Source organism: Telluria sp. B2, from assembly GCF_051789535.1.
Lineage (GTDB): Bacteria > Pseudomonadota > Gammaproteobacteria > Burkholderiales > Burkholderiaceae_D > Telluria.
Map to the genome: position 1 here is coordinate 480,859 of NZ_CP196525.1, position 24,118 is coordinate 504,976.

The 24,118-nt window shown below is 66.6% G+C and carries 22 protein-coding genes; 10 read left to right on the top strand and 12 right to left on the bottom strand.

The genetic code is table 11. The features are described 5' to 3' along the window. The first annotated feature begins 10 nt into the window (after positions 1 to 10). From ACSUZJ_RS02190 to ACSUZJ_RS02230, 9 genes are read left to right on the top strand one after another with little or no spacing between them, the layout of a single operon-like run. Complete coding sequence (locus ACSUZJ_RS02190) at positions 11 to 640, top strand: PulJ/GspJ family protein (protein WP_499412904.1); 630 nt, start codon at positions 11 to 13, stop codon at positions 638 to 640. Next, positions 640 to 1,752: a type II secretion system minor pseudopilin GspK gene (gene gspK, locus ACSUZJ_RS02195; protein WP_499412906.1), complete on the top strand. Its 1,113-nt coding sequence runs from the start codon at positions 640 to 642 to the stop codon at positions 1,750 to 1,752. Before ACSUZJ_RS02190 ends, gspK begins: the two co-directional genes overlap by 1 nt. A gap of 16 nt (positions 1,753 to 1,768) precedes the next feature. Beyond that, positions 1,769 to 2,977 carry a type II secretion system protein GspL gene (gene gspL, locus ACSUZJ_RS02200; protein WP_499412908.1) on the top strand — a complete coding sequence of 403 codons (1,209 nt, stop codon included), beginning with the start codon at positions 1,769 to 1,771 and terminating at the stop codon, positions 2,975 to 2,977. Next, positions 2,974 to 3,495, top strand: a complete 522-nt coding sequence (locus tag ACSUZJ_RS02205; RefSeq protein WP_499412910.1) for a type II secretion system protein M — start codon at positions 2,974 to 2,976, stop codon at positions 3,493 to 3,495. The genes gspL and ACSUZJ_RS02205 overlap by 4 nt, the downstream gene beginning before the upstream one ends. Next, on the top strand, positions 3,492 to 4,265 hold the full coding sequence (gspN, locus tag ACSUZJ_RS02210; RefSeq protein ID WP_499412912.1) for a type II secretion system protein N: 774 nt from the start codon (positions 3,492 to 3,494) through the stop codon (positions 4,263 to 4,265). Before ACSUZJ_RS02205 ends, gspN begins: the two co-directional genes overlap by 4 nt. Then, positions 4,265 to 6,565 carry a type II secretion system secretin GspD gene (gspD, locus tag ACSUZJ_RS02215; RefSeq protein WP_499412914.1) on the top strand — a complete coding sequence of 767 codons (2,301 nt, stop codon included), beginning with the start codon at positions 4,265 to 4,267 and terminating at the stop codon, positions 6,563 to 6,565. The genes gspN and gspD overlap by 1 nt, the downstream gene beginning before the upstream one ends. Before the next feature lie 6 nt (positions 6,566 to 6,571). Next, a complete protein-coding gene (gene gspE / locus ACSUZJ_RS02220) occupies positions 6,572 to 7,993 on the top strand; it encodes a type II secretion system ATPase GspE (protein WP_499412916.1) in 1,422 nt (473 codons plus the stop codon). A gap of 3 nt (positions 7,994 to 7,996) precedes the next feature. Then, positions 7,997 to 9,217, top strand: a complete 1,221-nt coding sequence (gene gspF, locus ACSUZJ_RS02225) for a type II secretion system inner membrane protein GspF (protein ID WP_499412918.1) — start codon at positions 7,997 to 7,999, stop codon at positions 9,215 to 9,217. A 10-nt stretch (positions 9,218 to 9,227) separates the two neighbouring features. Beyond that, positions 9,228 to 9,950 carry a type II secretion system protein N gene (locus ACSUZJ_RS02230; RefSeq protein ID WP_499412920.1) on the top strand — a complete coding sequence of 241 codons (723 nt, stop codon included), beginning with the start codon at positions 9,228 to 9,230 and terminating at the stop codon, positions 9,948 to 9,950. 57 nt (positions 9,951 to 10,007) lie between these two features. On the opposite strand, the gene ACSUZJ_RS02235 is transcribed toward ACSUZJ_RS02230, so the two are convergent. From ACSUZJ_RS02235 to ACSUZJ_RS02285, 11 genes are all read right to left on the bottom strand, one after another. After that, positions 10,008 to 10,739, bottom strand: coding sequence for a helix-turn-helix domain-containing protein (locus ACSUZJ_RS02235; RefSeq protein ID WP_499412922.1), 732 nt, complete (start codon positions 10,737 to 10,739; stop codon positions 10,008 to 10,010). Between the two features lie 284 nt (positions 10,740 to 11,023). Continuing rightward, the gene (locus ACSUZJ_RS02240; protein WP_499412924.1) at positions 11,024 to 11,227 is read right to left on the bottom strand and encodes a hypothetical protein; all 204 of its coding nucleotides are present in this window, start codon (positions 11,225 to 11,227) and stop codon (positions 11,024 to 11,026) included. Positions 11,228 to 11,245: 18 nt separating this feature from the next. After that, a complete protein-coding gene (gene hslU, locus ACSUZJ_RS02245) occupies positions 11,246 to 12,583 on the bottom strand; it encodes an ATP-dependent protease ATPase subunit HslU (RefSeq protein ID WP_499412926.1) in 1,338 nt (445 codons plus the stop codon). A gap of 15 nt (positions 12,584 to 12,598) precedes the next feature. Next, a complete protein-coding gene (hslV, locus tag ACSUZJ_RS02250) occupies positions 12,599 to 13,135 on the bottom strand; it encodes an ATP-dependent protease subunit HslV (protein ID WP_499412928.1) in 537 nt (178 codons plus the stop codon). Between the two features lie 214 nt (positions 13,136 to 13,349). Next, positions 13,350 to 14,696, bottom strand: a complete 1,347-nt coding sequence (locus ACSUZJ_RS02255) for an STAS domain-containing protein (RefSeq protein WP_499412930.1) — start codon at positions 14,694 to 14,696, stop codon at positions 13,350 to 13,352. Between the two features lie 271 nt (positions 14,697 to 14,967). Next, the gene (dksA, locus tag ACSUZJ_RS02260; RefSeq protein ID WP_312553169.1) at positions 14,968 to 15,420 is read right to left on the bottom strand and encodes an RNA polymerase-binding protein DksA; all 453 of its coding nucleotides are present in this window, start codon (positions 15,418 to 15,420) and stop codon (positions 14,968 to 14,970) included. A 212-nt stretch (positions 15,421 to 15,632) separates the two neighbouring features. Continuing rightward, a complete protein-coding gene (locus ACSUZJ_RS02265) occupies positions 15,633 to 16,691 on the bottom strand; it encodes a CobW family GTP-binding protein (protein ID WP_499412932.1) in 1,059 nt (352 codons plus the stop codon). A 170-nt stretch (positions 16,692 to 16,861) separates the two neighbouring features. Next, entirely contained in the window at positions 16,862 to 17,788 is a 927-nt protein-coding gene (xerC, locus tag ACSUZJ_RS02270; protein WP_499412934.1) for a tyrosine recombinase XerC, read from the bottom strand. 2 nt (positions 17,789 to 17,790) lie between these two features. Further along, positions 17,791 to 18,453: a DUF484 family protein gene (locus ACSUZJ_RS02275; RefSeq protein ID WP_499412936.1), complete on the bottom strand. Its 663-nt coding sequence runs from the start codon at positions 18,451 to 18,453 to the stop codon at positions 17,791 to 17,793. Positions 18,454 to 18,601: 148 nt separating this feature from the next. Then, positions 18,602 to 19,882 carry a porin gene (locus ACSUZJ_RS02280; protein WP_499412938.1) on the bottom strand — a complete coding sequence of 427 codons (1,281 nt, stop codon included), beginning with the start codon at positions 19,880 to 19,882 and terminating at the stop codon, positions 18,602 to 18,604. 198 nt (positions 19,883 to 20,080) lie between these two features. Then, on the bottom strand, positions 20,081 to 21,127 hold the full coding sequence (locus ACSUZJ_RS02285; protein ID WP_499412940.1) for a porin: 1,047 nt from the start codon (positions 21,125 to 21,127) through the stop codon (positions 20,081 to 20,083). A 462-nt stretch (positions 21,128 to 21,589) separates the two neighbouring features. On the opposite strand from ACSUZJ_RS02285, the gene ACSUZJ_RS02290 reads away from it, so the two are divergent. Next, complete coding sequence (locus tag ACSUZJ_RS02290) at positions 21,590 to 23,212, top strand: SEL1-like repeat protein (RefSeq protein ID WP_499412942.1); 1,623 nt, start codon at positions 21,590 to 21,592, stop codon at positions 23,210 to 23,212. Positions 23,213 to 23,251: 39 nt separating this feature from the next. Here the strand turns inward: ACSUZJ_RS02290 and dapF are convergent, their stop codons facing one another. Further along, positions 23,252 to 24,115, bottom strand: a complete 864-nt coding sequence (gene dapF / locus ACSUZJ_RS02295) for a diaminopimelate epimerase (protein ID WP_499412944.1) — start codon at positions 24,113 to 24,115, stop codon at positions 23,252 to 23,254. Positions 24,116 to 24,118: the final 3 nt, after the last annotated feature.

A 24,118-nucleotide genomic window follows, 5' to 3' on the forward strand; every position in this document is an offset into this window, starting at 1 on the left:
GGAGGCCGCGATGAGAACGGTCAAGACAAGCGCGCGCGGCTTCACGCTGATCGAGCTGCTGGTGGCGATCGGCATCCTGGCGATGGTGGCCGTGCTCGGCTGGCGCGGCCTGGACGGCATCGTACGCGCCCGCACCGCCCTGACCGACCAGATGGAAGCCACGCGCGGCATGCAGCTCGCTTTTGCCCAGTTGCAAAGCGACTGCGAACACGCGGCCAACGCCAGCATCCTTGGACGCCGGCCCTTCCTGCAGCAGGAAGATGGCCGCATCACCCTGGTACGCACCGTCTTCAACGAGAACGAACCGGCGCGCCTGCAAGTGATCGCTTACCGGCTGGTCAATGGACAATTGCTGCGGCGCGAATCGATCGCCACGCGCGACCTGGCCCAGCTCGACGCGCTGTGGCAGGCCGCCATTTCCGACATGGACAGCACGCCGCCGGTGGTGCTGCAGGGCGGCATCCAGGCGATGGGCGTGCTGGTCTGGCAGAACGGCGCCTGGCGTCCCCAGGTCGAGTCGAATCCGCAGGCGCCGGTCACTACCGCGTCGGCGCTGTCCGTCACCGGCCTGCAGGTGGTGCTGCGCGCGCGCAACTATCCGCAGCCGCTGACCAAATCCTTCCTGCTGGGGAGCATCTGATGCGCCCACGCCAACCCCGTCCACCGCGCCGGCAGCGCCAGCGCGGCGTCGCCGTGATCACCGCGCTGCTCCTGACCACGCTTGCGATCTCGATCGTGGCCAGCCTGTTCTGGCAGCAGCAGGTCGAGGTGCGCTCGATGGAGAACCAGCGCCTGAACCTGCAGACGCGCTGGATCCTGCGCGGCGCGCTCGACTGGGCCTCGCTGGTGCTGCGCCAGGACGCCATCGACAACCGCGATTACACGGCGCTGAACCACGTCTGGGCCACGCCGCTGGCCGAGACCCGCCTCGACCAGTACATCGAGCGCGAACGGGTCGAGGGCGAAGTCTTCGATGCGACCCTGTCGGGCACCATCTCGGACGCCACCTCGCGTTACAATCTCAGCAACCTGGCAAGCGGAGGACAGCTCGACCTGGCGCAGGTGGACATTTTCGCGCGCCTGCTGAGCAACCTGCAGCTCAACCCGGCTCTGGCAAAGACGGCGGCGAACATGGTTGCCGCCGGCGCGCCGCCGGTGGCGACCGGGGCGGTCGATCCGGTCACCGGGCAGGAAATCGACGGGGCAGGCGGCAAGCAGGACGACCCCGGCGCCGTGCCCGGCGGCAGCAGCGTGCCGATCCAGGAAGGCGCGGACGAGGGCGGCGGCAGCGACGCTGGCGGCGTGCGCTTGCAGGCAGTGTCGCGCGAAGGCATCGGTACGCCGATCAAGTTCCTTGAAGTCGATGATTTGCTTGCCGTAAAAGGATTTACGCCAGAGATCGTGAACAAGCTGCGCCCCTTCGTAACGGTGCTGCCGGATCCGACGCCGGTGAACGTCAACACCGCGCCGCCCGAGGTGCTGGCCGCGGTGGTCCCGAATTTCTCGCTGTCGGAGGCCAATGCGCTGGTGCAGCGGCGCCGCAATGTACCCTGGCGCGGCATGCAGTACTTTATTGCCGATATCGGCGGACGCACGTTGACGGGCAATTCGCTGGACGTGCACAGCAATTATTTCATCGTGTCCAGCCGTATCCGGCTGGACCGGGCCGCCCTGAACGCCGAAGCGCTGATCAAGCGCGCCGCCACCATGGGGCCCGGCAGCATCACGGTGGTCTGGGTTCGTCAAAACTAGAAGAAAGCGAGACGGTTTGACTACACTTTATATCCGGCATCCCGCACGCGCCGAAGGCGAGGGCGCCCCATGCCGCTTTGCCGCGGTCAGCGACGCCGGCTCAATCGAGCAGCAGGGCGAAGGCGCGCTGCGCAACCTGACCGACCTGGTCGCCGCCAGCCGCCGCGTGGTGCTGCTGCTGGCTGGCGCCGACGTCAACCTGATTGCCGTGCAGGCGCCTCCGCTGGTCGGCAACAAGCTGCGCGCCGCGCTGCCGGGCCTGGTCGAGGAACATATTTTGGGCGACCCGCTCGATTGCGTGCTGGTGGCCGGCCCGCAAGGCGCTGACGGCATCCGTCCGGTGGCCGTGGTCCAGCGCGACTGGCTCGAGCCGCTGGTGCGCACCCTGCTGGCGCAAGGCGCGCGCGCCGTGGTGGCGCTGCCCTCGCAGCTGTGCCTGCCTCTGCAGCCGGGGGGCGTGTCGGCCGCGATCGGCGGCGCCGAACTGCTGCTGCGCCAGAGCCAGTACAGCGGCCTGGGCCTGGCGCTCGACGCCAATCCGGCCACCGCCCTGCAGACCGCGCGCGCGCTGGCCGGCGACGCCCCATTGACCCTCTACGTGCCGCGTGAGCAGCTTGGCGAATACCAGGTGCTGCTGGCCGAGGCCGGTCCCGGAACAGGGCTCGAAGCCGATGACTGGGCGCACTGGATCAACGGCGCCAAAAGCACGACCCTCGACCTGGTCCCGGGCCTGGGCGCGGCCGGCGCCCGCCAGCGCGACTGGCGCCGCTGGCGCGTGCCGATCGCGCTGGCCTTCCTGGCCGTGGTGGTCAACCTGGCCGGCCTGAACATCGAATGGCTGCGCCTGCGCGGCGAATCGACGGCGGTGCGCCAGCAGATGGAGCAGACCTACCGCTCGGTATATCCGAACGAGCCGGTGTCCGATCCGGTGGCGCAGATGCGCATGCACATCCAGCGCGCCCAGGCCGGCAGCGGCCAGATCGCGCCGGACGAATTCCTGTATCTGGCCGGCGCGCTCGGCGACGCAACACGAGAACTGCCGCGTCCGCCCGGGATTACATCAATGGAGTACAAGGAACGCTCGTTGCGAGTACGCGTCCAACCGGAGACGGTAGACCCCGCCGCGCTGCGGCAGCTGCAGGCGTCCTTGTCCGCACGTAACTTGAGTCTGGAAGAAACCGCGCCCGCCAACTGGACGGTGCGCAGCACGGGAGCCAAGCCATGAGTCTGGGCAGCACAATCGGGCAGGTGCGCGAGCGCGCAATAGCCTACTGGATCGCGCGGTCCGACCAGGAGCGGCGCTACCTGACGGTCGGCTTCGGCGTCGTGGTCGTGGCGCTGGTCTACATGGCGCTGGTCGAACCGGCGGTCGAGGGCCGTGCACGCCTGGAGCGTTCGCTGCCGGCCCTGCGCCAGCAGGCCGCCGAACTGTCGGGTCTCGCCGAGCAGGCGCGCGGCCTGGTGGGCCAGGCGCCGGTGCCGGTCACGCCCATGACCCAGGAAAGCCTCAGCGCTAGCCTCAACGCGCGCGGCATCAAGCCGGCCTCGCTCACGCTCACCGGCGAATATGCGCGCATGCAGGTCAACGGCACCTCGTTCGCCAACCTGCTGGTCTGGCTCGACGCCCAGCGCCGCGAGAACCGTATCGCAGTGCAGGAAGCCACGTTCACGGCCCAGGACCCGGTGGGCCAGGTCGACGCCAGCCTGACGCTGCGCCAGGACACCGGGACTGGTGCCCGATGAGGCGTGCGTTGTTGTGGGTGGGCGTCGTCGCGCTCGCGGTGGCACTGACGGTGCTCGCTTTCCTGCCGGCCAGCTGGCTCGGCAACTTCGTGGAACGCCAGACGGGCGGCCGTTTGACTCTGGGGGATGCGCAGGGTACGCTCTGGAACGGCTCAGCTTTCGTGGGTGGTGCGCCAGGCGAAGGCGGGGCGGTCACCCCGCTGCTGCCGGGACGTTTTAAATGGCGTCTGTCGCCGCTGGTGCTGTTCGGCCAGGTGAACATGACGCTGGAAAACCAGCAGGCCTTGTCGCAGCCGGTGTTGATCGAAGGCAGCTGGTCGCAGTGGCAGGTCAGCGCCGGGCAGTTGCTGCTGCCGGCCGAAGGACTGGCCGGCCTGGGCGCGCCGCTCAACACGCTGGCGCCGTCGGGAGTGATTCGCCTGAGCTGGAACCGGCTCGATCTCGTGCGCCAGGCGAACAACGTCGCGGTCACCGGACGCACGGTCCTGAGCCTGGCCGACATGGGTTCGCGCATGGCGCCGATCCGGCCGCTGGGCAGCTACGAGATGGCGATGGACTGGCGCGGCCAGCAGGCCGACCTGGTCCTTTCCACGGTGCGCGGCGCGCTGCTGTTGTCGGGAACAGGGAAATTGCAGAACGGACGCCTGCGCTTTTCGGGGCAGGCGGCGGCCGCGGACGGCTACGAAGACACGCTGGGCAACATGCTGAACCTGCTGGGGCAGCGCCGCATGGTGAACGGTAAAAACATAATCGCACTTGAGTTCAGATAATGAAAACATCCTTCCGTAGCACCCCCGAATTCCCGGCGCTGCGCCGGATCGCCGCCGGCGTCATGCTGTGCTGCGCATTCGCCACGGCGCTGCCGCCGGCGCCGGCCTTTGCCCAGGAAAATGCCGCCGCGCTGAGCTTCGTGAATGCCGACATCGAATCGGTCATCAAGGCGGTCGGCCACTATACCGGGATGACCTTCATCGTCGACCCCCGCGTCAAGGGCACGCTGACGCTGCAGTCGGAAAAGGCGCTGACCAAGTCCCAGGCCTTCGGACTGCTCACCTCGGCGCTGCGCCTGCAAGGTTATGCGGTGGTCACCACCGGCGAAGGCTATGCGAAAGTGGTGCCGGAAGCCGAGGCCAAGCTGCAATCTTCGCCAACCCAGGTCGGCACGCGCGGTTCGCGCGCCCAGGGCGACCAGATCGCCACCCAGATTTATCATTTGCAATACGAATCGGCTGCCAACCTGACGGCCGTGCTGCGCCCGCTGATCTCGCCAAATAACTCCATCATGGCGAACCCGGGCAACAACAGCCTGGTCATCACCGACTACGCCGACAACCTGCGCCGCCTGTCGCGCATCATCGCCGCGCTCGACGCGCCGGTGGCGGCCGACCTCGACGTGGTGCCGATCCGTAACGGCATTGCCAGCGACATCGCTACCCTGGTCGGGCGCCTGATGGAGCCTGCCGCCGGCGGCGACTCGGGCCGCGTCACGGTGCTGGCCGATGCCCGCACCAACTCCATCGTCGTGCGCGCGCCCTCGCAGGCACGGGCGAATCTCGCCAAGTCGCTGATCGCCAAGCTCGACCAGCCGACCTCGGAAAAAGGCAACATCCACGTCGTCTACCTGAAGAACGCCGACGCCACCCGCGTCGCGCAAACCCTGCGCGCCGTGGTGTCGCAGGACGCCTCGGCGGTGCCGGTGCAGCAGCAGGGCACCTCGGGCGGCGCGATCCAGGCCGGTACGACCGGCGGCGCCGGCGGCACCGCCGGCAACATCGGCGGCCAGCAGGGCCAGCAGAGCAGCATCGGCATGGGCGGCACCGGTAACACCTTCGCCCAGCAGGGCCAGGCGACCTCCGCCGGCGGTGGCGGCGGCCAGGGCTCCGGCTTCATCCAGGCCGACGCCTCGACCAACAGCCTGATCATCACCGCGCCGGACGCGATCTACCGCAACCTGCGCGGCGTCATCGACCAGCTCGACGTGCGCCGCGCCCAGGTCTATATCGAGGCCATGGTGGTGGAAATGAATGCGCAAAAGGCGTCGGAATTCGGCGTCCAGTGGCTCGGCCTGTCGGGCGACGATGCCAGCCGCTACCGCATCGGCGGCGTGCAATCTTTCAATTCGGGCAGTGCCAACAACCTGATCAACCTGGCCGCCGCCGCGCGCTCGGGGATAGGCGGCACGAACGGGACGGTGCCCTCACTGCCGGGCTTGACGCTGGGTATCTTCCGCCAGGTCAATGGCGAGCTGGGCCTGGGCGCGGTCGCCAGCGCCCTTGAAAACGACGGTGCCGCCAACATCTTGTCTACTCCAAACATGATCACCCTCGACAACGAGTTGGCGACGATCAAGGTGGGCCAGAACATTCCGATCATCACAGGTTCGTTCACGACCGGCACCAGCGGTGCGAACAACCCCTTCCAGACGGTGGACCGCAAGGACATCGGCCTGCTGCTGAAGGTGCGTCCGCAAATTTCCGAGGGTGGCGTGATCAAGCTGTCGGTCTACCACGAGAATTCCGGCATCGATAACTCCGTGGTCCGGAGCGAGGGCATCGTGACCACCGTGCGCGCGATCGAAAGCAATATCCTGGCCGACGATGGCCAGATCATCGTGCTTGGCGGCCTGATCCAGGATAACGAAGACCATGGAGAAGAAAAAGTCCGTGGTCTGGGCGATATCCCGGTGCTGGGCAACCTGTTCAAGTACCGCTCGCGCACGCGCAACAAGACCAACCTGATGGTGTTCCTGCGCCCGGTCGTGGTGCGCAGCAAGGAACAGAACAACAGCATTTCGCTGGACCGCTACGAATACATGCGCGCGCTTGGCGAGGTGAACCGCGCGAAGGACGACACCATCCTGCTGCGTGATCTCGGCGCGCCAGAACTGCCAGCCCTGAGCAATGGCCAGCCGGCCCCGGGCGGCACGCTGGCGACGTTGCCCCCGCCAGCGCCGGCGCCGGCGCGTCCAGGCGCCGCCACCGGTCCCGGCACCCAGCCGTCGCCATCCGCACAGCCCAACGCGGCGCCCGTGCCCGAATACCGCCCGGTGCAGCCGCAGAATCGGAATTGATGAACCATGAATAATTTGTTGCCTTACGCCTTCGCCCGCGACCACGGCGTGCTGGCGCGCGCCGGCGACGATCCGGCGCAAAGCGTCGAGGTGCTCATTTCCGGCAGCACGTCGCCGGCGGCGATTGCCGAGGTGTCGCGCCGTTTCGGCCGCATTGCACTGCGCCGCATCGACCGGGGCGAACTCGACGATGCGATCGCCAAGGCCTATGCCGGCGCCGGCGGCGACGCCTCGCAGGTGGCCGACGAGTTCGACGCCGACCTCGACCTGACCAAGCTGCTGCAGGACGTGCCGGCCATCGAAGACCTGCTCGAGTCCTCCGACGACGCCCCGGTGATCCGCATGATCAACGCGCTCCTGACGCAGTCGCTGCGCGAAGGCGCGTCCGATATCCACATCGAGCCTTTCGAGCAGACCTCGGTCGTGCGTTTCCGCATCGACGGCGCGCTGCGCGACATCGTGCGTCCCCGCAAGGGCATCCATGCCTCCCTGATCTCGCGTATCAAGATCATGTCGCAGCTCGACATCGCGGAAAAACGCCTGCCCCAGGATGGCCGCATCACGCTGCGCATCGGCGGCAAACCAGTCGACGTGCGCGTGTCCACGCTCCCGACCGGCCACGGCGAACGCGCCGTGCTGCGTCTGCTCGACAAGGAAGCCGGCCGCCTCGACCTGTCGCACCTGGGCATGAGCCCGGAGATGCTGCCGCAGTTCGACAAGCTGATCAACCAGCCGCACGGCATCGTGCTGGTCACCGGCCCGACCGGTTCGGGTAAAACCACCACGCTGTACGCCGCCCTGTCGCGCCTGAACGCCTCGACCACCAACATCATGACGGTGGAAGACCCGATCGAGTACGACCTGAACGGCGTCGGTCAGACCCAGGTCAATGCCCGTATCGACATGACCTTCGCCAAGGCCCTGCGCGCGATCCTGCGCCAGGACCCGGACGTGATCATGATCGGCGAGATCCGTGACCTGGAAACGGCGCAGATCGCCGTGCAGGCTTCGCTCACCGGCCACCTGGTGCTGGCGACCCTGCACACCAATGACGCGGCCTCGGCCGTGACCCGCCTGCTCGACATGGGCATCGAACCGTTCCTGCTGTCCTCGTCGCTGCTGGGCGTGATGGCGCAGCGCCTGGTCCGTAAACTCTGTCCGCACTGCAAGAAGAGCGATGGCGTGCAATGGCACGCGGTCGGCTGCGAACGCTGCGGCCACACTGGCTATCACGGCCGGGTCGGCGTCTACGAGCTGCTGGAAACGGACGAGCGTATCCGCGCCCAGATCCACAACCAGGCCTCGGAAGCCGAGATCCGCGACACGGCGCAGAAGAGCGGCATGAAGACGATGCGCGAAGACGGCGAGCGCTGGCTGCGCGAGGGTGTCACCACGCAGGCCGAACTGCTGCGTGTGACCAAGGACTAAACCATGCCGGCATTCCGTTACGAGGCCGTCGATGCGGGCGGCGCCACGCGCAAGGGCGTGGTCAATGCCGACAGTCCGCGCGCCGCGCGTGCCGACCTGCGCGTCCAGGGGCTGACCCCGCTCAACGTCGAGGCCATCGCGGCCCAGGTCGACGCTTCCGGCGCGACCCGTGCGCGCGGCATCGGCGAGCGCCTGTCCCAGGTCGAGCTGGCGCTGTTCACGCGCCAGCTGGCCAGCCTGCTGGAAGCCGGCCTGCCGCTGGAGCAGGCGTTTACGGCGCTGCTGGAACAGGCGGAAAAACCGTATCTGCGCGACCTGATCGCCTCGATCCGTTCCGAGGTGATGGGCGGCATGCCATTCTCGGAAGCACTGTCGCGCCACCCGCGCGATTTCGCCGAGATTTATCGGGCGCTGGTGGCCTCGGGCGAACAGATCGGCCAGCTCTCGCGCGTGCTGTCGCGCCTGGCCGACTACATCGAGCGCCGCAATGCGCTGGTGCAAAAGGTGCGCCTGGCCTTCACCTATCCGGCGATCGTCACCGTGGTCGCGTTCGCCATTGTGATCTTCCTGCTCACCTACGTGGTGCCGCAGATCGTCTCGGTGTTCGCCAACACCAAGCAGCAATTGCCTTTCCTCACCGTGGTGATGCTGGCAGTGTCGGATTTCACGCGCGCCTGGGGTATTCTCGTGGCGATCGTGCTGGTGGCGGCCTGGTTCGCCTGGCGCCGCGCGCTGCAGAATCCCGTGCTGAAACGGCGCTGGCACACCTGGCTGCTGACCGCGCCCATTTACGGCAAGTTCGAGCGCAGCCTGAACACGGCGCGCTTTGCCAGCACGCTGGCGATCACGACCGGTTCCGGCGTGCCGATCCTGCGCGCGCTCGACACCAGCCGCGAAACTTTATCGAACGTTGCGATGCGCGAGCTGGTCGAACAGGCGACGGGCAGCGTGCGCGAAGGCGTCAGCCTGGCGCGGGCCTTGTCGGCGCAAAAGCATTTCCCACCGATGCTGGTACACATGATCCGCGCCGGCGAGATCACCGGCGAACTGCCAGCAATGCTGGAGCGCGCCGCCAACTCGCAGCAGGCCGACCTCGAGCGCCGCACCCTGACCATTGCCGGCCTGCTCGAGCCGGTGCTGATCCTGGCCATGGGCCTGGTCGTGCTGCTGATCGTGCTGGCCGTCCTGATGCCGATCATTGAAATCAACCAGCTGGTGCGCTAACAAGGACATCATGAAGCGTTTGCCTCTTCTTCTCACCCTGCTTGCCCTGGTCTTCCTGGCGGTATCCGTCACCTACTGGGGCATGCAGCTGTACAAGCCGCAGCAGCGCCCGATTGCCGCTGCGCCGCCGGCCGGCATTCCCGAGCCGACAGCCGAGGCCGCCGCGACCCTGTTCGGCGGCCAGGCCGCCACCGCCGTCGTCACCAACTACCAGTTGACCGGCATCGTCGCGGCCGGCCGCGACAGCGTGGCCATCCTCGTCGCCGATGGCCAGCCGCCCAAGGCCCTGAAAGTAGGCAAGGAACTCTCCCCCGGCGTGACGATCAGCGAAGTGCATCCGCGTTATGTGATGCTGTCCGATGGCGGCGTCATGAAGCGCATCGAGCTGGCCGCCGACACCAAGCCAGCCGTGCCGCTGTCCGGCGCCGCCATGCCGCCGGCGCCGCCGCCGATGCAGGCCGCTCCGGTGGCCGAGATGCCGGCCACAGAGCCGCAAACCGCCCCAGGCGCCGTGCGCCCGCCGCCGCCGCCGGGCGAAGTCGATCCCGTGGTCGGCCCGAACGAGGAGCCGCCCCAGGAAACCCCGCCGTCGCCGGCCGCCGCCAACTATAACGGCGCCGTGCAGGGCACGCCACAGGGCAATCAGGCCCCGCCCCCGCCGGCCCAGCCGCAGATGCCGCCGCCGACCCGCGTGATGGGTGGCCCGGCCGCCGGCCAGCCGGCGACGCAATAAACACCGTACACTTCACACCGCACACGTCGCGTCATGCCTTTGCATGGCGCTATTTTTTTACCGCCGCAGCGCGGTGAACGCCGCGAACTCCCAGGACCGGAACCCCACCACCAGGCTCATCCCGTCGCGCTCTTCGGGCGGCAGGCGGCGGTCGTGCTTGTGGAGGCGCGCCAGATCGGCCGCAAGCTGGGCGATCTTCTGCGCCATTTCCGCGGCGCTGGCCGCGGACAGGCGGGCCGGCAGGCACATCAGGGTTTCGCCCGGCCCGTCGAAGCGGCCTGAAAAATAATCCGGCACCATGTGCTCGCGAAAGAAACGCTGCACCGGGCCGTCCGGCAGCCAGTGGAAGGCATGCGACACCCGCAGGCCGTAGCGGTTCAGCGGCCGCAATTCGATCAGCCCCAGCCGGTCGAGCTCGGCCAGGTAGCCGATGCATTCGGCCGTCGTGAGGCGGTAGTTCTCGACGATCTGCTCCAGGCTCCAGTGCCCCAGGCAGGAGATCGCCACCAGCAACAGGCGCGGCTTGGCGACCAGTGCGGTTTCCTGCGTCAGGGTAAGGGCGTCGGCCTGGGGCCGGGCGTCCGCCGCGCGCCGCAGCACGTCCTCGAAGGCGATCCCGGCCGCCTGGCAGATCTGCGCCAGGCGCGATAGCGGCATGTCCTTCTGGCCGAACAGGCGCTTGACGCTCGACTCGCTCATGTCGATGCGCTCGGCCAGGGTTTTATAGGTGAGATTCGCCGCGCGCAGCTCGGCGCGCAGCACGTCGACGATCAGCTCGGGTGAGCTCATGGGGCTCCTGTCAGTGGCGGTTGGCGCCGCACAATGTACAGGTGAACGGGGGAGGGGGCAAGACGGGGAACGTCGGCGAAGAAGCCTTGGGGATCAAAGGCCCGGTGCGCCGCTGCTCAAGCGATGAAACCGCGTGGGCTCGAGAGCCCACCCTACGTGAATCGGTTTTCGCAGGGTGGGCACTTGTGCCCACGCGGTCTTTCGTGTCGATGCGCACCCGACGCTAGGCAAAGAAAGTTCGGGGGCGGCCGAAACATGAAAAAGGGAGCCGCAGCTCCCTTGCTTCACTCGTCCTCGTCGGCCGTCAGCTTGGCCTTCTTGAGCAAACGCTTGGCGGCCTGGCGCTCGCTCGACAGCGGCTTGGCGTGCGGCCCGGCCGAGCGGGCCTTGGCCAATGCCGCGAACGGGTTGCGCGGCTTGCCGAAGTTTTGCGAAGGCTCGACGCGCAGGCGCATTTTCTGCCGGGTTGCGAGTGCCTTGTTCGCCATCGTTTTTCTCCTTACTCCTTACAGGACGTAGCGCGACAGGTCTTCGTTGGCCGACAATACGTCCAGGCGCGCGTTGACGTAGGCCGCGTCGATCGTCACCAGCTTGTCCTGCCTGTCGCTGGCGTCGAACGAAACTTCCTCGAGCAGCTTTTCCATCACCGTGTACAGGCGGCGCGCGCCGATGTTCTCGGTGCGCTCGTTGACGGAGAAGGCGATCTCGGCCAGGCGGTGGATGCCGTCATCAAGGAAATCGACCTTGATGCCTTCGGTCGCCAGCAGCGCTTCGTACTGGGTGGTCAGACAGGCGTCGGTGCTGGTCAGGATCCGCTTGAAGTCGTCGATCGACAGCGATTCCAGTTCGACGCGGATCGGGAAGCGGCCCTGCAGCTCGGGGATCAGGTCCGAAGGCTTCGACAGGTGGAAGGCGCCCGAGGCGATGAACAGGATGTGGTCGGTACGGATCATGCCGTATTTCGTGTTCACTGTCGTGCCCTCCACCAGCGGCAGCAGGTCGCGTTGCACGCCGGCGCGCGAGACGTCGGCGCCGCCGTGTTCGGAGCGGGTCGCGATCTTGTCGATCTCGTCGAGGAACACGATGCCGTTGTTCTCGACGTTGTGGATCGCCTTCTGCTTCATCTCGTCTTCGTTGATCAGGCGCGCCGCTTCTTCCTCGGCCAGCACCTTCATCGCGTCCTTGATCTTCATCTTGCGCGGCTTCTTGCGCGCGCCGCCGACGCCGGCGAACATCGACTTGATCTGTTCGGTCATTTCTTCCATGCCCGGCGGCGCCATGATTTCCATCTGTGGCGGGGCGTCGGCCACTTCGATCTCGATCTCGCGCTCGTCGAGCGAGCCTTCGCGCAGGCGCTTGCGGAAGGTCTGGCGCGTGCTGTCGCCTTCCTTGGCTTCGGCCGATGCGCTGACGTTGAAGCCGAAGTCGCGTGCCGGCGGCACCAGGATGTCGATGATGCGGTCTTCGGCCGCGTCCTCGGCGCGCTGGCGCACCTTCTTCATTTCGCTGGCTCTCGTCTGTTTGACGCCGATGTCGATCAAATCGCGGATGATGGTGTCGACGTCGCGGCCGACATAGCCGACCTCGGTGAACTTGGTCGCCTCGATCTTGATGAAGGGCGCGTCGGCCAGTTTCGCCAGGCGGCGCGCGATCTCGGTCTTGCCGACGCCGGTCGGGCCGATCATCAGGATGTTCTTCGGGGTGATCTCGTGGCGCAGCGGCTCGGCCACCTGCTGGCGGCGCCAGCGGTTACGCAGGGCGATGGCGACGGCGCGCTTGGCCTTGCCCTGGCCGACGACGTGCTTGTCCAGTTCCGAGACGATTTCAAGGGGTGTCATGTTCATGGTGTGCGCGCCGGATCAGTCCAGCGTTTCGATGATGTGGGACAAATTGGTGTAGATGCACAGCTCGCCGGCAATCGTCAGCGCTTTCTTGACGACCTCGGCGGGCGGCAGCTCGGTGTTTTCCTGCAGCGCCTTGGCGGCGGACTGGGCGTAGATGCCGCCCGAACCGATCGCGCCGATGCCGTCTTCCGGTTCGAGCACGTCGCCATTGCCGGTGATGATGAGGGTCGTTTCCCTGTCGGCCACCAGCAGCATTGCTTCGAGCTTGCGCAGCATGCGGTCGGTGCGCCAGTCCTTGGCCAATTCGACCGAGGAACGCAGCAAATTGCCCTGGTGCTTTTCCAGTTTCGCTTCGAAGCGGTCGAGCAGGGTGAAGGCGTCGGCGGTGGCGCCGGCGAAGCCGCACAGGACCTTGCCCTGGTAAAGCTTGCGCACCTTGCGGGCCGAGCCCTTCATGACGACGTTCCCCAGGGTGACCTGGCCATCGCCGCCCAATGCGACTTGCGAGCCGCGACGCACACTCACAATGGTGGTGCCGTGAAATTGTTCCATATCTGCCTCATGGTTAACTAGCCCTCCGCAAGTGGGGCTGTTGCACAGAATTGCAAGACAAGGCGACGCGAAAGCTCAGCAGGAAATGCAGAGCGCCTGACGATACCCATGGCGGCGTTGCGTCGTCTCGCCGTGCATGTGTACTGTCGTCGGCGACGCGCCGGGTGGCCGTATCCCTTGTCCTGCGTGTTCCTGGACGTTCTGACTAAACAGTTCAGTATTTATGTGCGTACAGGCGTGCGCAGTCGCCGTAGTTCAGCAAACGCAGCAGGGCTGCAACCATGTGGTTCAGTTCGCGCAGTTCGACCTGGCGCCCGCCCGCGGCCAGCGCGCGCAGGCGCCCGTGCAGGGCGTTGGCAGCAGCGAAGCCGATGCGCGCCAGGCGCGAGCAGTCGAGCACGATGCCCGGCGCAGCGGCTCCGGCCGTTCCAGTATCGGACGGCGTGCCCCCTACCTGGGTGGCGGTGGCATAGGCTTCGATCGCGGCCAGCAGCGGGGCGATGTCGCCGTCCACCACCGGCGGCAACAGAAAACGCTGGCCGGCGGCCCCCGGCGGGGAGGGGGGGGCGATGGCGGCTGTTGCGGCGGGAACGCTGCGCAGCGGCGCCTCGAACGAGGGTGGCGACACCTCGAAGGTGACGCAGTAGTCCATCGCGGTTTCCTCGAAATCCTTCTCGCGGTCGAGCAGTTGCAACAGTTCGAGCAGGAGCAGCCAGGGTGCTTCGCCGCTGCCGCGGTCGCCGATCGCGAGCATGGGGCGCAATACCGCCAGCAAGGCGTCGGCGCCGGCCAGGTCGACTTCGCGCTTGTCGGCGCGCAAGGCCTGCAGGCCGGCCAGCAGGGAGGCGCAGCCTTCGATGCTGGCGCTGCCCACCGCGCCGAAGTCCAGGCGTACCGGCTTGCCGGCGCTCGCCGGTGCGCGCAGGGCCTGCAGCTGGGCGGTGACGCCCGCGTCGAGCATGGCGCCGATGCGCACGGCCGGCGCCACGCCGCTAAAAGCCGGTTGCGGCGCGGCGCGCGGCAGGCGTTCGGTGTAGGCGGGTGGGGAAGCTTCGAAATGGCTGGCGTAGTCGATCGCGATGCTCTCGAAGTCCCCTTCGCGGCCCTGCGCCTGGTAGAGGTCAAACAGCATCCACCAGGGCAGGCGTTCGGTGCGGCCGAGCTCGCCCAGCGAATCGCGCAGCATCTGCTCGGCCAGGTCGGCCTGGCCATTGGCGTACAGGATCGCGCTTTCCTCGACCACCGGGGAGCTGGCCGGCGCAGCGGCCGCGTCGGGCTGGTCGGTGAGCGGGCCGATGAGCGGGCCGAGTTCGGTGTCGCCGCCGGACGCCAGCGGCATGGCGGCCGCGGCCGGGGGACGGTGGCCGCTGCCCCAGCCGCTTTCCGGGTCCTCGAACAGGTCGGTGGTCATGGCCAGTTCGATGGCATCGATCTTGGCGGCGGTGGCGCGCGCAATGTCGCGCTGGCGCTCGCGTTCGGCTTCGCTTGCCAGGCGTGACGGTTCGCCCGCGCGCAAGCGCGTCGCCGGCGCCTCGGGTGGCACTTCATTCTTTTTCTTCAAGAAAGAAAATAAGCCCACGTCGTTTCCGTCTGTCGTTTGTCCACTGTTATTGCCAGCTGCGCCGCTACGCCTGGCGGCGCTCATCCATGACGGTAGCACGGACGCCCGCTCCGCACCCTGCGCGCACATGCGCATGCGCAAACACATCGCGGGCGAGCGCTAGTGTATCTGATGGGAAAGATTTTGACGGTACGCCAGAATGGGCTGGACGTGTAAAAAAGAAAAAAGCATGCGGGAATGCATGCTTTTTTCGTTAGGGGCAGGCTGGGGATCAGTCGCCGTAGAGTTTCTGCTTCAGTTCGCGGCGCTGCTGGGCTTCCAGCGACAGGGTCGCGGTCGGGCGGGCGATCAGGCGCGGGATGCCGATCGGCTCGCCGGTTTCCTCGCACCAGCCGTATTCTCCGGCTTCGATGGCGGCCAGCGATTGCTGGACCTTCTTGAGCAGCTTGCGTTCGCGGTCGCGGGTACGCAGTTCGAGCGCGTGCTCTTCCTCGATGGTTGCACGGTCGGCCGGGTCCGGAACCAGGACGGTCTCGCGCAGGTGCTCTGTGGTCTCACCGGCGTTTTTCAGCAGCTCTTTTTCGAGCTGTTGCAGGCGGTCCTTGAAGAACGCGAGCTGGGCCGGGTTCATGTAGTCCTCGTCGCCCATCGCCCGAATTTCTTCTTCCGTCAAGAGTCGGTCTTCGGCCTGCGCGGCGGTATTCGGTTTCGTTGTTTTAGTCATGACTTCACTTACCTTCGATACGACAGAGGTTTTCATTTTATCAGCTGGCTCAGCAGCAACCCCGGATGCACCAGGGTGTGCGCTTCGCTTCGCTGCCATGACGGCCATTGCCGCTGCCGTCTTCGCTGCCGCCGGGCGGGCCGGCAGCGCTTACTCAGGTGCCTGTCACGCCGCAGGGAAGGGCGCGACGGGTACCGCAAAACCGGGATAGTTTATACCAAACACTGTTCCAATCCGCGGATAAATACGTCTTTTGGTAAATTTTTACCAATAAACACCATTTTGCTGCCGCGCGTCTCGCCGTCTTCCCACTTTGCGCCCAGGTCGCTGCCCATGATTTGATGCACGCCTTGGAATACGACTTTCCGGTCGGCGCCTTGCATGGACAGCACACCCTTGTAGCGCAGCATGTTCGGACCGAACACCTGCACCAGGCTGCCGAGGAACTGGTCAAGGCGCTCCGGGTCGAATGCGCGCTCGCTCTTGAACACGAAGGCGGCGATGTCGTCGCTGTGGTGTGCATGGTGGTGGTCGTGGGTGCAGGCTTCGCCGTGCGCATGGTCGTGACCGCAATGCGCGTGATCGTGGTCGTGATCGTGGTGTTCGTGCTCGTCGGTGCGCAGGAAGTCGGGGTCGAGCTCGAGCTTGTCGTTCAGGTTGAAGCCGCGCAGGTCGAGCACGTCGGTCAAGGGCGCGCGGCCGAAGTCCGAGGTCGAGATGGGTGCGCGCGGGTTGATGCGCGCCAGGCGCGCTTTCAGGGTCTCGACGGCGGCGGCGTCGACCAGATCCGTCTTCGAGAGCAGGATCTTGTCGGCAAAGCCGACCTGGCGCTGGGCTTCCTCGTGGCGGTCCAGCTGGTCCATCGCGTGGCGGGCGTCAACCACGGTCACCACGGCGTCGAGCAGGTAGTGAATGCCTACTTCCTCGTCCACGAAGAAGGTCTGCGCCACCGGGCCCGGATTGGCAAGGCCCGTGGTTTCGATGACGACGCGATCGAAAGCGATCTCGCCGGCCTCGCGCTTTTGCGCCAGGTTGGTCAGGGCAACGATCAGGTCGCCGCGCACGGTGCAGCAGATGCAGCCGTTGTTCATTTCGACGATCTGTTCGCCGCTGTCCTGCACCAGGATTTCGTTGTCGATATTTTCCTGGCCAAATTCGTTCTCGATAACGGCAATGCGCAGGCCGTGCTCCTCGCGCAGGATGCGGTTGAGGAGGGTGGTCTTGCCGGCGCCGAGGAAGCCGGTCAGGATGGTGGTGGGGATCAGTGACATGGTCTTTGCTGGTTCTGGTCTGCCCGGATCGGGCCCGGGGAATCGAAAGATTATGCCGTAATTTGCAATCTGCCACCATCAACCGTACGCGCCTTTGCGCCAGCTCAGGCGAAGCCTTGCTCAAGAGCCTTCCCGGCGGGAAGAAGTCGTTCTCCGGAACCCGAAGGCGCCTACTTCGCTTTCGCCCGCGGATGGGCCTTGTCGTACACCGCGGCCAGGTGCTGGAAGTCGAGCGCAGTGTAGACCTGGGTCGAGGTGATGCTGGCGTGGCCGAGCAGTTCCTGCACGGCGCGCAGGTCGCCCGAGGATTGCAGCAGGTGCGAGGCAAACGAATGGCGCAGCACGTGCGGGTGCACGTGCACCGGGGCGCCGGCCTTGATCGCATGCTGCTTGAGGCGCTGCTGGACCACGCGCGGGGTGATGCGGGCGCCGCGGCTGGACAGGAACAGGGCCGGGCTGCCGTCGGCGGCCGGCGGACGCACCGCGAGCCAGGCCGCCAGGGCCTCGCGCGCCGGGCCGCCGACCGGCACGCGGCGCCTCTTGCCGCCCTTGCCGGTGACCACGACTTCGCCCGCCTCCAGGTCGAGCCAGCCGAGCGAGTTGCCGTTCTTGCCGTCGGTATAGGCCAGGTCGAGACCGGCCAGCTCCGACACCCGCAGCCCGCTCGAATACAGCAGTTCGAACATCGCGCGGTTGCACAGTTCGGCCGGCTCCGGATGGCCGTGGCGGTTCGCTTCCAGCAGCTGGACGGCGTCGTCGACGGCCAGCGCCTTGGGTAGACTCTTGGCGCGGCGCGGCGCGCGGACACCGTCGACCGGATTGGCCGGCAGGGACATTTGCAGAGACAGCCACTGGTAGAAGCCGCGCCAGCCCGAGAGTTTGCGTGCGATCGAGCGGGGATTCTGTCCGGCCGCGTGCAGGCGCGCGGCGAAGCGGCGCATGTCGGCGTGCGACAGGCGCGCCCAGTCGCCGTGGCCGGCCAGTTCGGCCAGCTCGGCGAGGTCGCGCCTGTAGGCCGCGACCGTGTGCGGCGACAACTGGCGCTGGGTAACGAGCTCGCCCAGGTAGCGGCTGGCCCAGTCCTGCGCCGTGTTCATGTTCAGGCCCGCAGCGGCGCCAGCGCGGTGCTGGCGGACTGGCCCAGCTGGACCAGGAAATCGGTCGCCATCGCCGGGCTGAAGCGCTCATTGTCCGGCGAGCCCAGCACCAGCAGGCCGAAGGTCCTGCCCTCGGCAACCAGCGGCAGCAGCACGATCGAACGCACGGCGTCGGCATTGTCGAGCCAGCGCACGGCCTCGAACTCCTTGTTCGGACCGCAGTAGGGCGCGCGCAGGCTGGCAGCGAACAGCCGTGCATCCTCGGCGACGCCGGCGGCGAACCAGCTGTCGGCATATTCCGGCGCCACGTTCCACAGGCGCAGCGTGGCCTGCGGCACGCCGAAGTGTTGCACCAGGCCGTCGACCAGGTCGCGCGCCATCGCCGCGCCGCCTTGCGAACGCAGCAGCGCCAGATGCCAGGCGTGGAAATTGTTCAGAATCGTCGTGTTCTCGCTGGCGGTACGCAGCAGCTCGGCCATGCGCAGCTCGAGCGCCTTGTATTTGGCGCGCATCACTTCCATTTGCCGTTCCTGGAGCGAGACCGCTTTGCCGGTCAGTGGGCTGGACAGCTTGACTTCGCCCAGCAGGCCAGCGTGTTCTTCGAAAAAGCGCGGGTGGTCGGCCAGGTATTGGGCGACAGCGGCGGAGTCCAGGGTGACGGTCATTGGCTGAGCTTGCAGAAATGTGGTGTGCGCAATTTTACCCGAGCAGGGGAAGTGGGCGGACAGAAAAAAGGGCGCCCGCAGGCGCCCTTGCCGGGAAGCTCTGGCCAGTCGGACGCGCGCATCCGGCCAGCCAGCCTCTCCTCTTGCTTCAGAAACGGTGACGCACGCCGATCTGGAAGGCGCGGCCGTCTTCGCCCGGCGCGCGGGTGAAGCCGCCCGGCGAACCGGCGGTGCCCGGCGCGTACTGGCCGTCGTTCTGGTTCTTGATGAAGCCGGCGACGGTGTACAGGTCGGTGCGCTTGGACAGGAAGTAGTTGTAGCCGATCGCGAACAGGTCGGCATCGCTGTCCGAGCTGGCGATGCGGTCGTCCTGGTGCGCGTAGGAGGCCATGATGCGGCCGCTGCCGATCTTGTAGTGCAGGCCGATCTGGTAGCTGCGCGCGTCCTGCTCGGTGTTGGCGGTGATGGCGTTGACGAACACGGTGCGCAGCGCCGCCTGCTGTGCGGCAGGTACGCCCAGGCCGGTCAGGGCGGCCGGCACGGCGCCGTCCCAGCCGCCGATGTAGTCGCGCAGCAGGGCCGAGTTCTTGTTGCGTTGCGCGTGGTAACCGGCGAAGAACTTGAAGTCGTCGATCGCGTAGGAGCCACCGAGGGTGATGGTGCGCAGGCTCGGACGGCCTTCCTGGTTATAGCCGTGGTTGTAGCCGATACCGACGTCGAAGCCGTTCGCCTTGTAGGTCACGGCGCCGGCACGGAACTTGTTGTAGCGGCCGAGGTAGCCCGAACCGCGCGAGCCGTACATCAGCGAGCCGCCCCAGCCCGAGGGCAGGGCGATGCGGTACTGGATCGACTTTTGCGAGCGGATGTCCGCGCCCAGCGCGGTGAAGCCGGCGGTGCCGCCGGTGATGCCGCCCCAGGTGCCGGCAGTACCCGATTCGAACACGTCGGCCGCATTGAACACCTCGTAGCCCGGGGTGTACATGCGGCCCAGCAGGATGGCGCCGACCGGGGTCACCAGGCCGACCATCGAGGTACGGTCGAACAGGGCGCGTTCCTGGTTGACGGCCGGGGCGCCCGGCGGCTGGATCAGGCTGCGCAGGCGCGCCACGATCGGCGCCGGAATCGCTTCCATGCCGCGCGTCAGGTAGAGTCCGGGATTGTCGTTGATCAGGGTCGGCTGCTGGGTGCCGGTGTCGAGCTCGACGCGCGCTTCCAGGTTGAAGATCGCCTTGTAGCCGTTACCGATGTCTTCGGTGCCCTTGAAGCCGATGCGTGAACCGTCGGCGCCGCCGCTGATGATGCGGGTCGGGCCGCCTTTTTGCCACATGATGCCGGCATCGGCGATGCCGTAGATCTGGACACTGGATTCGGCCAGGGCCGGGGCGGCGAAGCAGGCGCCGAGCACGCCGGCGATCAAACATTTGTTCATTGTATCTCCACTATTGTTTAGGTTCGAAAGCGCATGCGTTTCGCTCTGCGAATATGCCATTGCTGCAACACGCTGTATATACGGTGAACAATTGAACCGTTAACAATGTTGAGTAAATACAACGATAGAAAGTAAAAGGCGGACACCGTTGCCGGTGCCCGCCTTCTGGCTTGCTGACGGGCCAAGGCCCGCGTCAACTTAGAACGAGTGGTTGATGCCCAGGTCGTAGTAGTTGACCGAACGCTCGTTGCGCAGGGTGTTCAGGTTCTGCGGACCCTTCTTGCGCGATGCGTCGACGTACAGGTAGGTGCGCTTCGACAGGCTGTACTCGTAGCCCAGCGACAGCTGCTTGGTCTTGACCCAGTTGTCCGGATCCTTCTGGCCGTAGCCGACCAGGAACTTGCCCGGGCCCATGGTGTAGTTGGCACCCAGCACCCATGCGTTGGTCTTCGCGCCCGGCAGCAGCAGGGCGGCGGCGGTGTTGTCCTGGTCTTGACGGGTGAACAGGGCCGTCAGCTTCAGTTCCGGGGTTGCCATGAACGAACCGGCGAGCGACCAGACCTTGGTTTCGACAGCGTTACGCTCGTAACCAGCCATCAGGGCCGCAGGGCCGTTGTTGTAGGTTGCCGAGATCGAGAACGGGTTGGCCGAAGCTTCGGCACCGGCCGCGTACTGGCCGACAGCCTGGCCGTTGGCGCCTGCACCTTCCTTGGTGGCGATAGCGGCGTTCACCTGGAAACCACCGGTGACCGGCGAGTTGTACCAGAAGGCGTTCGACCAGCGGTTGTTCGACGAACGTGCCGGCTCCAGCGGTGCCGAGTTGTAGCCAGCCACTGCCAGGTCGGTGTAGAAGCCGCCAGCGAACGGCAGTGCGTGGAACGGCTCGAAGGCGCCGATGGTTTCCTGGTACGGGGTCAGGCCGCGACCGATGCGGACCATACCGAAGTCACCCTGCAGGCCGACGCGGCTCTGGCCCTGGAACAGCGGACGCGAGCCGTTTTCGACGGTGCCGGTGTCCGGCTCGTAGCGGATTTCCAGTTGGAACAGGGCTTTCAGGCCGTTGCCCAGGTCTTCGGTGCCCTTGAAGCCCAGGGTGTTGGCGGCGCGCTTGCCGATGCTCAGGGTGTTACCGCTTTGCTTGACCAGACCGGCGTCGAGGGTGCCGTAGATCTGAACGGAGGTTTGTGCGTGGGCAACGCCGGCGAAAGCGCCAACAAGAGCGACTGCCATCAGTGACTTTTTCATTTATTCGTATCCTTCTTATGAGGTGAATCGGGATCCAGAGAGCATTGAGACTTTATTGGTTTGCTGAACACTCGGACGAGTGAACCTTAATTGCTTAATGCGTCAAGATTGCCGGATTGGTTAATTATGCGTGCTCGACTTGGTGGAAAGCCAATTTAAGCAATCGTGCTGTTGTATTTTCGAAACGTCGAGACCGCCTTTTCGCACCAACGGTGTGCTTGTTGCACTGCAATGTGGCTGAGTTCCGTTCCGTTTCGGTGCCCTTGTTCGATGTCAATCATCAGGCTGTTCGGCACGTGAGCCCTGCGGGGCTGGCTTAGACTTTCCCCGAACCGCAGCGGTGTGGGCGTGATCTTCGCAGTTCTTGTATATTGGCAACTTTGGCCGCGGCAACGTGCTGCCATCCTCCTGCCGATTCCATCGCGCCACGCTGCCCACCCCCACTAGTAAAAGATTCGACCGATGGCTAATCGTGAAGAACTGGCGATCATCCGCGGCGCCCGTGCCGGCCGCGCCGACGCCCAGCTCGCCCTGGGCAAGCGCTACCTGTTCGGCAGTGCCGGCCTGCCGCAGAGCCTGCCGACCGCGCTGCACTGGCTCGACCGCGCCGCGCACCAGGGGTGCCTGGAATCCTGCCAGCTGATCGGCAATCACGTGCCGCTCGAGCTGGCGCGCCAGCATCCGGGGCCGCTGGCGCCCTGGTACGAACGTGCCTACGATGCCGGCAACACGCGTGCCGGACTGGTGCTGGCCCAGCTGCTGCTTGCGGACGCGGGCGCGGCGCCGGCGCCGGCCCTGCGTGCGAAAGCGCTGCGCGCCCTCGAAGACGCGGCCCGGGCCGGCTTTGCCGAGGCCCAGTGGCTGCTCGCGCGCCAGCCTGAAGCGGCCGCATCCGCGTCCAGCCCGGCAGGCGCCGCCGCCGCGAGCCGCGCCGCGCCGCGCCCGGCTATCCACGGCGCCGAGGGCGCCACGACGACCCCAGGCCAGCCCTGGCTGCGCCGCGCCGCCGACAACGGCCTGCCCGAAGCGCAGTTTGCCCTGCTCGAACAGAGCTGGGAAGGCGGCCAGTGGGACGACTACCTCGAGCGCGCGCTGCCGCTCGCGCGGGCGCTCGCCGAGGACGCCGCCGCCAAGCACACCCAGCGTCTGACGCCGGGCGAAGTCGGTTTGCTGTCGCGGGTTGCGCGCCTGCTCGAACGCGGCGCCGCCGATGTCGATCCTGTCGAACTGCACACTTTCTGGGAACTGGCTGCGGCCGAGAACGACCGCCATGCCCAGCTTGCCATGGGCCTGTGGTATGCGCGCATGCAGGTCGACGGCACCCGGGTTGCGGGCGGCGCCGGCGCGGCGAATTTCAAGAAGGCGATCCGCTGGCTGCTGCTGGCCGGCGAGCAGGGCCTGGCCGAGGCCTGGTACGCGCTGTCGCGCATCTATGTGAAGCCCGAGTTCTCCCAGCGTAACGTGGCCGATGCCCAGCGCTACCTCGAACGGGCGGCGGACATGGGTTACCGGGTGGCGCAGCTCGAATGCGGCAACAATGCCTGGCGCGCCCGCCGCGAGAACGAAAACAACGACGTACGCGCGGTGTACTGGCTGCAACAGGCGGCGGCAGGCGGCTGCCCCGACGCCGCTGCGGCGCTGCACAAAATTGCGCCGCGCCTGCTTGACGCGCTGCACACCGAAACCGGGGCGCTGCTGGGTTGCGGCATCGACCTGTCGGCCCATCCGCTGCTGGCGGCCAGGCTCGAGCTGGCGGCCCTGTTCGGGCTCAGCCGCGCGGAGGCCCTGCTGCTCGACGTGCACGCGGCCGACCAGGGCCACTGCCTGGTGATCGACATTCGCGCCAGCTATGGGCGCAGCAAGCGGCGCCTGGTCATGATCGAGACCGCGCACGAGCGCCAGGCGCTCGACCGCATCGTGCAATTGTTCGAGAACGTGGATTGCGGCCCGGGTGGACCGGAAGGAAATTACCGCCAGCGTCTGTACCGCCTGCGCACGGTGGTGGCCGATATCGCCCAGCCCATCAAGCCGGCTGGGCCGCCGTCGCCGCCGCGCGGCCGCGCCTCCTACGGCCTGGCAGCCTGAGGGACGCGGGCCGTAGCCTGGCGGCGCAGGTTCACCGCATTACAGCTCGATCTCGCCTTCGAACACGGTGACGGCCGGGCCGCTCAGGTAGACCGGTTCGCCTTCGCCAGCCCAGGCAATCGACAATTCTCCGCCGCGCGCCGAGACCCGCACCGGCGAGTCGAGCAGGCCGCGCCGGATGCCGGCCACGACCGCGGCGCAGGCGCCGGTGCCGCAAGCCAGGGTTTCGCCGGCGCCGCGTTCGTACACGCGCAGCTTTACGTGCTGGCGATTCACCACCTGCATAAAGCCGGCATTCACCCGCTTCGGGAAACGCGGATGGTGTTCGACTTGCGGACCGAGTTCGGCCACCGGCGCCTTGTCGACATCCTCGACCGTCTGCACCGCATGCGGGTTGCCCATCGAAACCACCGACACCAATACAGTGTGTTCGGCGCCTGCCAGGTTCAGCGACAGCGGCCACAGCGTGTCGCGTCCCTCGGGCTGGCCAGGCAGGCCCGCGCTGTCGAAGGACACGGCGGCCGGCTCGAGCACCGGCGCCCCCATGTCGACCGTCACGCTGCCATCTTCCTCCAGGCGCGGCTCGATGATGCCGGCCATGGTCTGGACGCGGATGCTGCGTTGATCGGTCAAACCTTTCTCGCTGACGAAACGGACGAAAGCGCGCGAACCGTTGCCGCACTGCTCGACCTCGCCGCCGTCGCTATTGAAGATGCGGTAGCGGAAGTCGCAACCGGGTTCGGTCGGGCGCTCGACGACCAGGATCTGGTCGGCGCCGACGCCGAAGCGGCGGTCGCCCAGGTGGCGCCACTGCTGCGTATTGAAGTCGATCTGCTGGTTGATGGCGTCGATCACGACGAAGTCGTTGCCCGCGCCGTGCATCTTGGTGAACTTGAGTTTCATTTT

Coding starts and splice junctions, on each gene's coding strand:
- ACSUZJ_RS02280 (WP_499412938.1), bottom strand. CDS start 19,882: ATGAACAAATGTTTGATCGCCGGCGTGCTCGGCGCCTGCTTCGCCGCC.
- dksA (WP_312553169.1), bottom strand. CDS start 15,420: ATGACTAAAACAACGAAACCGAATACCGCCGCGCAGGCCGAAGACCGA.
- gspK (WP_499412906.1), top strand. CDS start 640: ATGCGCCCACGCCAACCCCGTCCACCGCGCCGGCAGCGCCAGCGCGGC.
- ACSUZJ_RS02285 (WP_499412940.1), bottom strand. CDS start 21,127: ATGAAAAAGTCACTGATGGCAGTCGCTCTTGTTGGCGCTTTCGCCGGC.
- ACSUZJ_RS02230 (WP_499412920.1), top strand. CDS start 9,228: ATGAAGCGTTTGCCTCTTCTTCTCACCCTGCTTGCCCTGGTCTTCCTG.
- xerC (WP_499412934.1), bottom strand. CDS start 17,788: ATGAACACGGCGCAGGACTGGGCCAGCCGCTACCTGGGCGAGCTCGTT.
- ACSUZJ_RS02290 (WP_499412942.1), top strand. CDS start 21,590: ATGGCTAATCGTGAAGAACTGGCGATCATCCGCGGCGCCCGTGCCGGC.
- ACSUZJ_RS02275 (WP_499412936.1), bottom strand. CDS start 18,453: ATGACCGTCACCCTGGACTCCGCCGCTGTCGCCCAATACCTGGCCGAC.
- gspF (WP_499412918.1), top strand. CDS start 7,997: ATGCCGGCATTCCGTTACGAGGCCGTCGATGCGGGCGGCGCCACGCGC.
- gspN (WP_499412912.1), top strand. CDS start 3,492: ATGAGGCGTGCGTTGTTGTGGGTGGGCGTCGTCGCGCTCGCGGTGGCA.
- gspE (WP_499412916.1), top strand. CDS start 6,572: ATGAATAATTTGTTGCCTTACGCCTTCGCCCGCGACCACGGCGTGCTG.
- ACSUZJ_RS02235 (WP_499412922.1), bottom strand. CDS start 10,739: ATGAGCTCACCCGAGCTGATCGTCGACGTGCTGCGCGCCGAGCTGCGC.
- ACSUZJ_RS02205 (WP_499412910.1), top strand. CDS start 2,974: ATGAGTCTGGGCAGCACAATCGGGCAGGTGCGCGAGCGCGCAATAGCC.
- hslV (WP_499412928.1), bottom strand. CDS start 13,135: ATGGAACAATTTCACGGCACCACCATTGTGAGTGTGCGTCGCGGCTCG.
- hslU (WP_499412926.1), bottom strand. CDS start 12,583: ATGAACATGACACCCCTTGAAATCGTCTCGGAACTGGACAAGCACGTC.
- ACSUZJ_RS02265 (WP_499412932.1), bottom strand. CDS start 16,691: ATGTCACTGATCCCCACCACCATCCTGACCGGCTTCCTCGGCGCCGGC.
- ACSUZJ_RS02240 (WP_499412924.1), bottom strand. CDS start 11,227: ATGGCGAACAAGGCACTCGCAACCCGGCAGAAAATGCGCCTGCGCGTC.
- gspD (WP_499412914.1), top strand. CDS start 4,265: ATGAAAACATCCTTCCGTAGCACCCCCGAATTCCCGGCGCTGCGCCGG.
- dapF (WP_499412944.1), bottom strand. CDS start 24,115: ATGAAACTCAAGTTCACCAAGATGCACGGCGCGGGCAACGACTTCGTC.
- ACSUZJ_RS02190 (WP_499412904.1), top strand. CDS start 11: ATGAGAACGGTCAAGACAAGCGCGCGCGGCTTCACGCTGATCGAGCTG.